Consider the following 12,636-nt stretch of genomic DNA (forward strand, 5'->3'; position numbering starts at 1 on the left):
TCACAGCACCTCGACGCAGAACACGGCGGGCGTGACGATCCGCGTGCGTTCGATGTGCCCGCGTTGCAGCAGGCCGGCGCGGCGATCACCGGTTACCAGGTAGTCCGCATCGCCCGCCAAGGCCATGGCCAGCAAAAACGAGTCATCCGGATCATCGGCTTCGACCTCGATGGTCAGGCGCTCCAGTACCACAGCCCGTTGCAGGTTATTGATCATGGCGCCCACCTTGGCGGGCTGTAGGATGGCCTGAAGCTTGGGATAGCGGCTGGCTCGACGAATTTCATCGAGTTGCATCCGCGAGGTCACCACCTCGAAACGCGCCGCCCGCCAGGCACGGTAGATCGCATCGGGCGCGCCATGTGGCGAGATCAGGGCGCTGAACAGGATGTTGGTATCCAACACGACCCGCATCAGCGCTTACGTGCCCAGTCGAGCGCTTCGTCAACCGCGTTGGTCAATTCTGCCTCACTCAGATGGGCGTTAGCGGCCTTGGCCTGCTCAGCGCTCAGCTCCAGGATGTGTGCCCGTACCGCTTCTTCGATGAAGCGCGACAGGTCGCCCTTACGGCCGCCGCCCTGGCTGGCCAGAAACATCCGAAGCGACTGGTCGGTGTCGGCCGAGACGGCGACATTCCAGCGAATGGTATTCATAGCGTTCTCCGCTAATAGGTGTTTGTGTGTTTATACGCCAATCACAAAGGGCGATGCAATGGTTCGACAAAACGATGGTTTTCCCGAACTAACCAGACGCCACAAGGGTTTGCGGGCAGGCGCTGGGCTTAAGTGCACTTTCTGTTCCGTTGCTCCCCAAACCCCCTCGACCGGCCTCTCATTGGACAGCACGACATTCGGTGCCGTTAGCCAGTGGAGCGCACCTCCTAGATCCCCATCGTACAGCTCCAATAGCGCATCGAGGATCTCGATAAGACGACAGAACACCTCACCAGCCTGTATAGACATCACGGCACTGCCGGGGGACGCAGTGATCCACTGCGCGATCTGCGCTGGCGATCGCTCCAACTCGCTTGCCAAATCGGAGATCAACGACACCGGCAGGCCCGCCAGTACGGCGACGTGCAGATAGTAGTGGCCTCTCGGCAAATCCAGTTTTTCGCGGAGCCTTTCCATAACTGCCTCCAGGATAATTGGCCATTTGATAATGTCATCTTGGCCCCGAGTTTGCGCATGATGGTCTCGAACCATCCGCACCGTAGCTTCGAGAGAGAGCGAATGAACACTATCTGAAGGCTACTCGGCAGTGCGAGAGGGCTTTGGCAGTGACGCTTTGATCGGTGTTATTATTGAAACCTGCCCAAGAGCTTCCTCTCCCGGGTGCGTGTACCGGTGATGAAACTTGGTTTGAGGCGGTCTCGTTGAGGCCGCCTTTGTCGCTTCTGGGAGAGCCCCCAGTACTAAGCAGCCGTTATGCGTCGAAGCGCAAAGCCTCGACCAAAGCTGTTCGCAGGCCCTCTAACTCGGCATTTCTCCAATCTTATGAACTCGCGCTGGGTACGGACGGCGGGAATTATCTGCAATTATCTCGGCATAGATAATTGATCAATATTTAGCCGCCACTACTGAGCAGCGCCTCTCAAAGTTAATCCTTTAGATACAGCAGGTTACAGAACGAATGTCCTAATTTTTGCCTTATCTCGGCATGCCCCCTAATGCGGAAAATGGCTGCTGCGAGGTGCTCGCGGCGGCCAAAAACGGAGAACTGAGCGGGTTACCTGGTCGATTTTGATCGACGGCCCGCTTTCAAAAGCAGCAAGGGCTGAAGTCGACCGGAAATACAGGGTTACTTCAGACCTTCCTTAGGTAGCGGCCATTGCTGCGAGTGAACAACGCGCCAACTTCCGTTCGACAGACATTCACGGCGATCGCCAGGCAAAACAGCGGGAACGAGAGGCGTCCCAGAATGAACAGGTTATCCAGTGATGGCCATGCCAGACGCATGTGGTCGAGCACCATCGTGAGCAGGGCGATCCACTTGATGAGGTCCTGTCCGTTGTGTCGTTCAACCCGCGAAGGTGGTGATTCGTACGCGCTCAACTCAGGTTCTCCAGGATGAGAATCGCAAGGACCAGATACCGTCCGCCCTTGGCGAGCGTGACGATCAGGACGAACCGCCAGAGCGGCTCTTTCATCACGCCGGCGATCACGGTTAGCGGGTCTCCAATGATGGGTACCCAACTGAGCAGCAGCGACCAGTACCCGTAACGTTCATAGGAGGCTTTGGCTTTTTCGAAGGCCGCTTGCTTTACCGGAAACCAGCGCTTTTCGCGATAAGCCTCGATACCTCGTCCCAGCAGCCAGTTCACAACCGATCCGAGTACGTTGCCTGTGGTGGCCACCACCAGCAGGATGGCTGTGGAAAAACGCTCGGATATCAGCAGTCCGCCCAGCACTGCCTCCGATTGCATGGGCAGCAGGGTTGCCGCGCCGAATGCAGCCAGAAACAGGCCGAGGTAACCGCCGTACTCAAACATTCAACAACCGAGCACCGTGCCTACAGGTATTTGGTGATTTGCTTGAATTCGTCCAGTGCCGAACGGTCGCCCTTGCTCAGGGCTGTCACCGAGTCTTCCAGGCAATGGTCGATGTGGTCCTGGATCAGTGTCCGCTTCGCCTGGCACACGGCCTTTTCAACAGCATGGAGCTGCTGGGCGATGTCCACGCATTCACGTCCTTCATCGATCATGGTGATGATGCTGCGCAGGTGGCCGTCCGCTCGCTTGAGGCGTTTGATGATGGCGTCGTGAGTCTGGTGGGTATGAGCGTGACCATGCGGTTGGTCGTGAACGTGTTCTGACATGACTTGAGTCTCAGACGGCGATACTTTACGCTCTGCATGCTATCCCCCTGGGGGGGTTGGGTCAAACGCGCTATTTCACACCGTGTTTCAACCGGATAAGCATTGGGATGTCTCGTCGTTTTCTTTCAGCGACCATGATCGTGGCTTTGGCAATGGCCTTTCTGCTGGCCTGGACCGGTCATGCCTATTCACTTTCCGTCCTCTCGCAAATCACGGCAAAGAGCGCCCAGAGCCTGACTCATGATCACTCCCACGACTCGTCCCTGAGTTGTGCGCAGTGCTCTGATCACTACCACTCCCCCCTGACGCCCGATCACCAGCACGAAACGCCTCAGATACCAGCTGCAATCCACTTCTCCAGTCATTTCGAAGCCTCGGTACACCTGGCCATGCTGGGCGATTCCGTGCCTTGGCCCCCCATCTTCCGTATCGAACGCCCACCCCGTCCTGTGCTTGCTTCCTGACCAAGGCCGCTCTGCGGCCAACAATCACTGCAAGAAAGGATTGATCCATGCATTCGCACTCCCTAAAGGGTGGGGGCCTGTTCGCCATGCGTTCACGCCACCTGTTGTATCTGCTGTTCCTGCTCGTCGCCTCGCTGTTCATCGGCATGCCAGAAGCTCTGGCCCATGCCGTGGCCGAGGGTGACAAGGGCTTCATCCAGGAAAGCACCGGGGTCATGCTGATCCCCTTCATCTACATGGGCGCCAAGCACATGGTCACGGGATACGACCATCTGCTGTTCCTGTTCGGCGTCATCTTCTTCCTCTACCGGCTGAAGGATGTCGGCCTGTACGTCACGCTGTTTGCGGTCGGCCATTCGGTGACGCTGCTGATCGGCGTGCTGACGGAAGTCAGCATCAGCTCGTACGTCATCGACGCAATCATCGGTTTCTCGGTGGTGTACAAGGCCCTGGATAACCTGGGCGCCTTCCAGCGCTGGTTCGGCTATCAGCCGAACACCAAGGCCGCCACGCTGATTTTCGGCCTGCTGCACGGCTTCGGCCTGGCAACCAAGATCCAGGAATACGAGATCTCTCCCGATGGGCTGATCCCCAACCTGATCGCCTTCAACGTAGGGGTGGAGATCGGTCAGCTGATGGCGTTGAGCGCCATTCTGATCCTGATGGGCTTCTGGAGGCAGACCCCAAGCTTCTGGCGTCATGCCTATACCGCCAACGTCGCAATGATGAGTGCTGGTTTCCTGTTGATGGGTTACCAGATCTCCGGCCTGTTTCTGACCGCTTAAGGACTCCTGATCATGTTCAATTCTCCACTCCCATCGGCAAGCGAATTGCCGAGCAGCCGCCAACTCGTTCGTTCCACCGTCATTGCCCTGGCTGTCGCCATGGGCCTGCTGGTCACCGTGGTGATGCCTTCGGAATACGCGGTCGACCCGACCGGCCTGGGCCGCGCCATGGGCCTGACGCAAATGGGCGAGATCAAGATCACCCTCGCTGCCGAGGCTTTGGCTGACGAGGCTGCGTCGAAAGCGGCAGCTGCTCCGGCCCCAGCTCCTGTCGTTGCTGCTGCACCGGCACCTGCACCGGTAGCGCCACCCGTACAGCAAGTGGCAGCAGCCCCTCAGCCCGCGGCTCCCGTATCCAGCAAACCTGCTGCCAACGCCAAGTCCGATCAGGTCACCGTAACCCTGACGCCAGGCGAAGGTCGGGAGATCAAGCTGGAAATGCTCAAGGGCAGCACTGTGAGCTATGAATGGACCGCATCCGGCCCGGTCAACCACGACACCCACGGTGAGATCTACAACGCCGCCCAAGGCGATTTCCACAGCTACAGCAAAGGGCGTCAGGTGAAAGGCGACAAGGGCGACCTGACCGCGCTGTTCGATGGCACCCATGGCTGGTTCTGGCGTAACCGCACCAACGCCGATGTCACCATCGTGCTGAACACGACTGGCGACTACCTGAACGTGAAGAAGTAATCCCGCCGGGGCGAACCTGTTGTTCGCCCCGACTTTTTGATCTCAATTGGAATAGCTGAAGATGACTACCAAAATCCTCAAATCGCTCGTTGTGCTGAGCTTCCTCGGCCTGTTGGCTGCCTGCGGTGGTACTGATACCGAATCGAAGTCTGGCGATGCGGGTCACGGCCACTCGCACGAGTGATGCAAACAGGGCCGCTAAAGCGGCCCTGTTTCTTTCTGGATTACGCGAAGATCATCGATAGAACCCGTGCAACGCGGGCTTTATGGCTTTGGCCATTTCCGGTGATCGTCATCGATGACGAACGAGTGCGCATGCGCATTGCCGTTGGCCACGTGCGGGTGGTCTTCCGGCAGGTCATCGTGATTGTGCGCTACCACGTCTTCCTCATACTCCGGGCGCCAGATCCGCTTGCTCACCAGCCAGGCTACGGCGGCAACCAGACTCAGTCCGATGAACGAAGCCGTCAGGCTGACGCTTGCCCCCAACCATCCCGCGAGCGGGTAGGTGATCAGCCAGCAGGCGTGTGAAAGGGCGAACTGGGCGGCGAACAGCGCAGGTCGATCCTGGGCTGAGGACGAGCGCCGCAGAATGCGTCCGGACGGTGTCTGTGCCAGGGAGTAGCCGGCACCCAACACCAGCCACAACAGGATCAGCGCCGGGTAACTGGAGACGAAGGTACCCAGGATCAAACCGGCTACCAGCACGGCACCGCCGGCCAGCATCGCCTTGCGATCGTCCAGTCGTTCCAGCAGCTTGGGCAGCATCAGGGCGACCACCATCGAGCCACCGCCGAAGGCCATCAAGGCCATGGCGGTAGAGCTCTGGGGCAGCGCGAACTTGGATTGCACCAGTACCACGGTGTTGACGATGACCATGGCGCTGGCGGCTGCGATCGTCAGGTTCAGTGCAAGAAGGCCACGCAGCCGCGGGGTGCGCAGGAAAATCCGCATGCCCTTGGTGGTGCGTTCATAGATGCTGCGTTTGGGTCCTCGTGCCGCCAGGGGCAGCACCACGGTACCGACCATCGCGGCGGACACCAGGAAGCCCACCACCGTGCCCGCGAACAGGCTGTGGAAGCTGACCACCGTAAGCAACAGCGCGGCCAGCATCGGACTGATCACGCTTTCCAGGTCATAGGCCAGGCGCGAAAGGGAAAGCGCCCGGGTGTACTCGCGCTCATCCGGCAGGATGTCAGGGATGGTGGCCTGGAAGGTTGGCGTAAACGCCGCAGAGGCCGACTGCAGCACGAAAATCAGCACGTACACCTGCCAGATCTCGGTGACGAAGGGCAGCATCAGCGCGACCGCTGCCCTGACCAGATCGAGGGTGACCAGCATCGCCTTGCGCGGCAGATGCTCGGCGAACGCGGCGGCAACCGGTGCAACGCCGATGTAAGCCGCCATCTTGATGGCGAGCGCGGTACCCAATACAGCTCCCGCCTGGGCGCCGGCCAGGTCGAATGCCAGAAGCCCGAGGGCAACCGTCGCCAGACCAGTGCCCACCAGGGCGATCACCTGGGCCAGAAAGAGGTGTCGATAAGTACGATTTTTTAGAACGGATAGCATGCGCTACCTCCGGGTAGTGCGGGTGATTCATGTTTCTAGCGTATCCCCCCTGGGGGGATACGGTCAACGTGAGTGAATCGAACCCTCATCCCGGCAGTGCATTTTCCTGAGAACAGAGCTAAAGTAGAGATTCATACATTTTATGTTTGATTCTCTACATGAAAAATTGGCTTCTTCTTGTGTTGGCACTCCCCACGGCCAACGCGACCGAACGTATGCGTGCCTGGCGGGCGTTGAAGGCTTGCGGCGCTGCCGTGCTGCGCGACGGTGTGTACCTGTTGCCTGAGCAGGACGCGGGCCGCGAGGCGTTCGAGTCCGTGGAGCGCGATGTGACGGTCAGCGGCGGCACTGCGTTTCTGCTGGCATTCCCGGACGAAGAAACTCGCTTCGCCGGCCTGTTCGACCGGAGTGAGGAGTACAGCAAGCTGCGCGACGAAGTCGCCGCGTGCAGGGAGGGACTGCTTCCCGAGAACGCCCTGCAGGTCGCTCGCCAGGTCAGAAAACTGCGCAAGAGCTTCGCCCAGTTGGCCCTGATCGACTTCTTCCCCGGCGTTGCGAAGCAGCAGACGGAGACCGCGCTGGAAGCGCTGGAGACGGCAATCAGCCGTGCCCTCTCACCTGATGAACCGCACATTCAGGATCATCCCGTCACGCTGCTGGACCACAGTCATTACCAGGGGCGTCGCTGGGCAACCCGTCGACGTCCCTGGGTCGACCGGCTGGCCTGTGCCTGGCTCATCCAGCGCTTCATCGACAGCGGCGCGGAAATCCTCTGGCTGGAATCCCCGAGCGACTGCCCCGCCGATGCACTGGGCTTTGACTTCGATGGCGCCGCGTTCAGCCATGTCGGGCACCGCGTCACCTTCGAAACCCTGATCGACAGCTTCGTGCTGCAGGCTCCAGGCCTTTCACGCATCGCCGCGCTGGTTCACTACCTCGATGTCGGTGGCAGCCAGCCTGCGGAAGCGTCCGGCATCGAGCGTGTCCTGGCGGGCCTGCGCGAGAGCATTACCGATGACAACCAACTGATGGCAGCGGCAAACGGCATCTTCGACGGGCTGCTGGCGGCCTTTGCCAACGAGGAAAACGGTCATGGCTGAAACGACGACGCTGGCCACGGGCGAAGCCCCCCTCAAGCCAGCGACCCCGGTGGGCTTGTTCGAAGCGTTGCTGTTCTGGCTGAAGATCGGCTTCATCAGCTTTGGCGGGCCGGCAGGACAGATCTCCATCCTCCACCAGGAGTTGGTGGAGCGTCGCCGCTGGATCAGCGAGAAGCGCTTTCTGCATGCCCTGAACTACTGCATGTTGCTGCCCGGGCCCGAGGCCCAGCAGCTCGCGACCTACATCGGTTGGTTGATGCACCGGACCTGGGGCGGGGTGATTGCTGGCGGGCTGTTCGTGCTGCCGTCGCTGTTCATCCTGATCGGGCTGTCGTGGGTCTATATCGAGTTCGGCAACGTTCCGGTGGTTGCCGGGATCTTCTATGGCATCAAGCCGGCGGTCACCGCGATCGTCGTTCATGCGTCGCACCGCATCGGTTCCCGGGCATTGAAGAATGGCTGGCTATGGGCGATCGCCGCAGCATCCTTCGTCGCCATTTTTGCCCTGAACGTCCCGTTCCCGCTGATCGTTCTGGCCGCTGCCGTGCTGGGCTACATCGGCGGAAAAGTGCTGCCGGACAAGTTCGTGACCGCTGGCAAGCATGGCTCCGGGAAGGCCAGTTACGGGCCTGCGCTGATCGATGACGATACACCGCCACCCGCGCATGCCCGTTTCCGCTGGAGCTATCTGCTCAAGCTGATCCTGATCGGTGCGGCGCTATGGATGCTCCCCATGGGGTTGCTGACCGTCATCTTCGGCTGGCAAGGCACTCTGACCCAGATGGGGTGGTTCTTCACCAAGGCTGCGTTGCTCACCTTCGGCGGTGCCTACGCGGTGTTGCCCTATGTCTACCAAGGTGCGGTCGGTCACTACGGCTGGCTGTCGCCCACGCAGATGATCGACGGCCTGGCCTTGGGGGAAACAACGCCGGGGCCGTTGATCATGGTGGTGACTTTCGTCGGCTTCATTGGCAGCTACATCCACCCGATGTTCGGCACCGACCATCCGTTCCTGGCGGGCGCGGTGGCGGCTGTGCTGGTCACCTGGTTCACCTTCCTGCCCTCGTTCCTGTTCATCCTTGCCGGCGGTCCGCTGGTGGAGTCGACGCACAACGAACTGAAGTTCACAGCGCCGCTGACCGGGATCACCGCCGCCGTGGTAGGTGTGATCCTGAATCTGGCGTTGTTCTTCGGTTACCACGTGCTCTGGCCCAACGGCTTTGGGGGAGGATTCGAGTGGGCCTCCGCACTTATCGCCGCGGCCGCCGCTATTGCCCTGTTCTACTTCAAGCGCGGTGTGATCCAGGTGCTGGTGATGAGTGCACTGGCGGGGCTGGCTGTCCAGCTGTCGATGCGTTGAGGAGGATGCCGCTTGAGGGTGATCCGGGGCAGGCGGTCAAGCGCCTGCCTCAAGATCGAGGGGGAAGGAGGAAGTAGAGAAACAGCACATCCATGAGCCTAGGATGGGCTTTTAGCGTTTTCCTTTTCTTTGGTCTCTGCCGGTTTGGCTTTGTCTGCGGTGTCTTTTTCACCCCAGAGGCGTTTCTGGTCCTCGCGGAATTTCTTGTTGAATTCGATCGAGCGGTCGTAGCCATCTTCGGCAAATACCGGTGTCGTCACACCAACAGCCAGTACACCGATGAGAAGCGCTTGGGTCAGTCGCATTTTCAGAAACTCCAGGGGTTTGGATCTCAATGGATCGTGAGATTTTCGATACCCCTGAAGCTTAAAGAAGCGTCTCTGACGACAACGTGAGGCGCGAATTACAATGTTGAAAGACGCCTTGGGCTCAGAGACGGTTCACCGGAAAACTCAGGTGGAACCAGGTAAAGCCCGAGCCCGTTATTTCTACCTTCGCCACGCCTTGGTGCAGGCTCATGATCGATCGCACGATGGCAAGCCCGAGGCCTGTGCCTCCCTCGCTGCGCGCACGCCCTTTGTCGACCCGATAGAAGCGTTCGAACAGATGAGGCAGGTGCTCTTCCGGAATACCTTGGCCTGGATTGCCTACGCTGAGCCTGATGTGCTCCTGCTCACGGTGAACCTTCACCACTACAGCCTGCCCTTGTGGGCAGTAGCGAATGGCGTTGGAGAGCAAATTGGACACTGCCCGTTGAATCATCAGGCGATTGCCTTGGATCACATCGACACTGCCTGACACATCGAGCCGAACGCCGCTCTCTTCGGCACTCAGGCTGAACAAGTCACTGACCCTCTGCACCTCGTCGACCAGTGCCACCGTCTCGAATTGCACCAAGGCTGCAGGCTGGCTGACATGTGCCAGGAAAAGCATGTCGGCCACCATGCTTTTCATGCGATCCAGCTCCTCGGCGCAGGATTCCAGCACCTCACGGTACTCCTCCGAGCTGCGTGGTCGTGACAGGGCCACCTGTGCTTTGCCCATCAGGTTAGTGAGCGGAGCACGCAACTCGTGGGACAGGTCGTCCGAGAACTGCGATAGCTGCTGCACGCCACCGTCCAGGCGGTGCAGCATAAAGTTGATGCCGTCCGCGAGCTCCAGCAGTTCGATCGGCAAGCGGTCGGTAGGCAGCCGATGCTGCATGTTGTCGGTGGAGATCTTCGACGCGACTTTCAGAAAGCGCGTAAGCGGCAGCAAGCCCCGGCGTACCGTCCACCAGGCCACGACCATGATCAGCGCCAGGATGAAGGGTGACGCCATCAGGGCCCAGCTCAGCATCGCCCGGAGCAATTCGGCATCGGAGGATTCATCCACGGTCATGTACACACCGACCTGGGTACCGTCAGCCAGACGCATGAGCTGGGAAACGCTGAGCATGGGCATGCCCAGTTCGTTGTTCCACTCGTAGAACTCCACTTGATCGTTGGCAGGAAAGCTGGTGAGTTCGGTGGTTATCTTCTTCGAGCCGATGGTCAGCAGGGGGATTCGGCTGTTTGCCGTATCGAAAATGCTGACGAACAGTTTGTTGTGGCCCATCGCAAGGTCGACCAACTGGTGGGAGTCTGCGGTGACCTCGGACAGATCCGCGACGGTCGATAGGTTATGGGCCATGCCACCCATCTTGGTGATCAGGCTGCTTTGCGCCGTGCGCTCCAGCGCCTGGCCGAGCATCAGGTAGCCCACGATAGAGAGCAGCACCAGCAGTATCACGCTCATCAAGCCGACTTTGAGTCCCAACCTGGCGGCCAGGCTGAAGCGCTTCATGAACGCTCCTCGATCACATAGCCCACACCGCGCAGGGTGTGGATAAGTTTGTTCTCGAACGGATCGTCGATCTTGGCGCGCAGGCGCCGGATCGCCACGTCGATCACGTTGGTATCGCAGTCGAAGTTCATGTCCCAGACCAGGGAAATGATCTGCGAGCGGGTCAGGGCTTCCCCTGGGTGGCTCATGAGCAGGCGCAACAGGGCGAATTCCTTGGTAGTCAGCTCGACGCGCAGGTCACCCCGGAACGCGCGGTGGCGACCCGGATCCAGCTCAAGGTCTGCGACCCGCAAGGTCGGGTGGTCCACCACCTTGTCGCCACGCCGCTGCAGCGAGCGGATGCGGGCAAGCAGTTCCGGAAACTCGAACGGCTTCACTAGATAGTCGTCGGCGCCGCCGTCCAGGCCCTTCAGCTTGTCGTGCAGGCGGCCACGACCGGTCAGCATGATGATGCGAACCCGACTGGTCTTGCGGATCGTGTCGAGCACGTCCCAGCCGTCCACCTTGGGCAGGTTCACATCCAGGATGACCAGGCCGTAGGTGTTGTGCTGGAACAGGTGCAGCGCATCGACACCATTACTTGCCCGGTCAACGATATAGCCACTTTCGGTAAGCCCTTGCTGAAGGTATTCGGCAGTTTTGGCTTCGTCTTCCACTACTAGAACACGCATTATTTGTTTATCTCAAATTAAAAAAGTATTCGGGTGTCAAATAAAAAAATATTCATTTATTTCTTGAAGTGTCATTGCCTCATGCACCGAACCAGCATGGTGATCATCGATGAATCAATCTTAAGGAAACTCCGAACAAGTTGCTCATCAGTCGGAAATGGGCGGCTTAGGGATGCCGAAAAGCCCGCTTTTCAGTCGCTGATTATTGGATAACCAAGGCAAAGCCTTGGTTATCCGGACTCACGGGCGCACCTCTCCCGCAGCAGGCAATAATTGCCGGCGCACCATCCACAGATTCGACAGGGCAAACAGCGTGGTCAGTTGCGCCGTGTTCTTGGCCAAGCCGCGAAAACGAGTCTTTACATAGCCGAACTGGCGTTTGATCACCCGGAACGGGTGCTCCACCTTCGCACGCACTTGCGCCTTGGCCTTTTCGATCTTGCGCTTGGCTTGGTAGAGCACGCTGCGTTTGCTCAAGTGTTTGTAGGTGCTGCGGCGGGCAGCGACCTGCCATATCACCTGCCGTCCCTCGTGTTCTGGCCGCTTTTCCACGCCTGTGTAACCCGCATCCGCACACACGACATTCTCTTCGCCATGCAATAGCTGAGCGACCTCCGTCACGTCAGCTACGTTCGCGGCGGTGCCATGAACGTGATGCACCAGACCCGATTCAGCATCCGCGCCGATGTGGGCCTTCATGCCGAAATAGTACTGGTTGCCCTTCTTCGTTTGATGCATTTCAGGATCGCGCTTGCCTTCCTTGTTCTTGGTCGAACTGGGCGCGTGGATGATGGTCGCGTCGACAATGGTGCCCTGGCGCAACGACAGGCCCTTGTCTTGCAGGTAATTGTTGATGGTTTCCAGAATGCCGGCTGCCAACTGATGCTTCTCCAGCAGGTGCCGGAAGTTCATGATCGTCGTGTCTTCGGGGATCGGAGCGCTGAGCGTCAGACGAGCGAACTGGCGCATCGAAGTGATCTCGTACAGCGCCTCTTCCATGGCGGGATCGCTCAAAGAGAACCAATTCTGCAGCAGGTGAATGCGCAGCATGGTTTCCAGAGGATAAGGCTTGCGGCCACCGCCAGCCTTTGGGTAGTGAGGCTCGATCAACGCCACCAGTCCACTCCACGGTACCACCTGTTCCATCTCGGCCAGGAAACGCTCGCGACGGGTTTGCTTGCGCTTGCCGGCGTACTCGAAATCGGAAAAGCTCATCTGACTCATGGGATGGCGGACTTGTAGAAGGCAGTTGGACGGAGGGCTATTTCAGCACAGGTCAGATGGCCTGTGCTGACTTGATCGGAGAATCCTTAAAACGAAAATCAGGAGGGAGGTGGAATCCTTCAAATTTGTAAT

At 59.2% G+C, this 12,636-nt stretch carries 15 protein-coding genes and 1 pseudogene; 5 read left to right on the forward strand and 11 right to left on the reverse strand.

What is annotated here, in order from left to right; translation table 11 throughout:
- The 6 genes and pseudogenes from M1D87_RS26725 to M1D87_RS26750 form a co-directional block, all read right to left on the reverse strand.
- Nucleotides 1–411, reverse strand: coding sequence for a putative toxin-antitoxin system toxin component, PIN family (locus M1D87_RS26725; RefSeq protein WP_003150546.1), 411 nt, complete (start codon nucleotides 409–411; stop codon nucleotides 1–3).
- The gene (locus M1D87_RS26730; protein WP_003089107.1) at nucleotides 411–650 is read right to left on the reverse strand and encodes a ribbon-helix-helix domain-containing protein; all 240 of its coding nucleotides are present in this window, start codon (nucleotides 648–650) and stop codon (nucleotides 411–413) included. Before M1D87_RS26730 ends, M1D87_RS26725 begins: the two co-directional genes overlap by 1 nt.
- Before the next feature lie 30 nt (nucleotides 651–680).
- A complete protein-coding gene (locus M1D87_RS26735) occupies nucleotides 681–1,127 on the reverse strand; it encodes a hypothetical protein (RefSeq protein ID WP_003288519.1) in 447 nt (148 codons plus the stop codon).
- A gap of 687 nt (nucleotides 1,128–1,814) precedes the next feature.
- A pseudogene (locus tag M1D87_RS26740) lies at nucleotides 1,815–2,051 on the reverse strand (TraX family protein); the annotation flags it as partial.
- The gene (locus M1D87_RS26745; protein WP_003089095.1) at nucleotides 2,048–2,488 is read right to left on the reverse strand and encodes a YqaA family protein; all 441 of its coding nucleotides are present in this window, start codon (nucleotides 2,486–2,488) and stop codon (nucleotides 2,048–2,050) included. The pseudogene M1D87_RS26740 and the gene M1D87_RS26745, both read right to left, overlap by 4 nt.
- A 20-nt stretch (nucleotides 2,489–2,508) precedes the next feature.
- On the reverse strand, nucleotides 2,509–2,814 hold the full coding sequence (locus M1D87_RS26750; protein ID WP_003089094.1) for a metal-sensing transcriptional repressor: 306 nt from the start codon (nucleotides 2,812–2,814) through the stop codon (nucleotides 2,509–2,511).
- A gap of 511 nt (nucleotides 2,815–3,325) precedes the next feature.
- On the opposite strand from M1D87_RS26750, the gene M1D87_RS26755 reads away from it, so the two are divergent.
- From M1D87_RS26755 to M1D87_RS26765, 3 genes are all read left to right on the forward strand, one after another.
- Nucleotides 3,326–4,063 (forward strand): HupE/UreJ family protein, encoded by a 738-nt coding sequence (locus M1D87_RS26755; RefSeq protein WP_003089091.1) that lies wholly within the window; start codon nucleotides 3,326–3,328, stop codon nucleotides 4,061–4,063.
- A 12-nt stretch (nucleotides 4,064–4,075) separates the two neighbouring features.
- Entirely contained in the window at nucleotides 4,076–4,756 is a 681-nt protein-coding gene (locus M1D87_RS26760) for a hypothetical protein (protein ID WP_003089089.1), read from the forward strand.
- A 61-nt stretch (nucleotides 4,757–4,817) separates the two neighbouring features.
- Entirely contained in the window at nucleotides 4,818–4,940 is a 123-nt protein-coding gene (locus M1D87_RS26765; RefSeq protein WP_016713062.1) for a hypothetical protein, read from the forward strand.
- Between the two features lie 80 nt (nucleotides 4,941–5,020).
- Here the strand turns inward: M1D87_RS26765 and M1D87_RS26770 are convergent, their stop codons facing one another.
- Nucleotides 5,021–6,325, reverse strand: coding sequence for an MFS transporter (locus M1D87_RS26770; protein ID WP_003089087.1), 1,305 nt, complete (start codon nucleotides 6,323–6,325; stop codon nucleotides 5,021–5,023).
- A gap of 158 nt (nucleotides 6,326–6,483) precedes the next feature.
- Between M1D87_RS26770 and M1D87_RS26775 the strand changes: the two genes are divergently transcribed.
- Together M1D87_RS26775 and chrA are read left to right on the forward strand one after the other, a co-directional pair.
- The gene (locus M1D87_RS26775; protein WP_023095846.1) at nucleotides 6,484–7,425 is read left to right on the forward strand and encodes a chromate resistance protein ChrB domain-containing protein; all 942 of its coding nucleotides are present in this window, start codon (nucleotides 6,484–6,486) and stop codon (nucleotides 7,423–7,425) included.
- Nucleotides 7,418–8,785 (forward strand): chromate efflux transporter, encoded by a 1,368-nt coding sequence (gene chrA, locus M1D87_RS26780; RefSeq protein ID WP_016713063.1) that lies wholly within the window; start codon nucleotides 7,418–7,420, stop codon nucleotides 8,783–8,785. Before M1D87_RS26775 ends, chrA begins: the two co-directional genes overlap by 8 nt.
- 98 nt (nucleotides 8,786–8,883) lie before the next feature.
- Here the strand turns inward: chrA and M1D87_RS26785 are convergent, their stop codons facing one another.
- The 4 genes from M1D87_RS26785 to M1D87_RS26800 form a co-directional block, all read right to left on the reverse strand.
- Nucleotides 8,884–9,090, reverse strand: coding sequence for a hypothetical protein (locus M1D87_RS26785; RefSeq protein ID WP_003089081.1), 207 nt, complete (start codon nucleotides 9,088–9,090; stop codon nucleotides 8,884–8,886).
- A 124-nt stretch (nucleotides 9,091–9,214) separates the two neighbouring features.
- Nucleotides 9,215–10,609: a heavy metal sensor histidine kinase gene (locus M1D87_RS26790; protein WP_144000657.1), complete on the reverse strand. Its 1,395-nt coding sequence runs from the start codon at nucleotides 10,607–10,609 to the stop codon at nucleotides 9,215–9,217.
- Nucleotides 10,606–11,280: a heavy metal response regulator transcription factor gene (locus M1D87_RS26795; RefSeq protein WP_003288515.1), complete on the reverse strand. Its 675-nt coding sequence runs from the start codon at nucleotides 11,278–11,280 to the stop codon at nucleotides 10,606–10,608. The genes M1D87_RS26790 and M1D87_RS26795 overlap by 4 nt, the downstream gene beginning before the upstream one ends.
- A gap of 240 nt (nucleotides 11,281–11,520) precedes the next feature.
- Nucleotides 11,521–12,504 carry an IS5-like element IS2000 family transposase gene (locus M1D87_RS26800; RefSeq protein ID WP_013973047.1) on the reverse strand — a complete coding sequence of 328 codons (984 nt, stop codon included), beginning with the start codon at nucleotides 12,502–12,504 and terminating at the stop codon, nucleotides 11,521–11,523.
- Between the last annotated feature and the right edge of the window lie 132 nt (nucleotides 12,505–12,636).

It is taken from the genome of Pseudomonas sp. SA233, assembly GCF_054792385.1.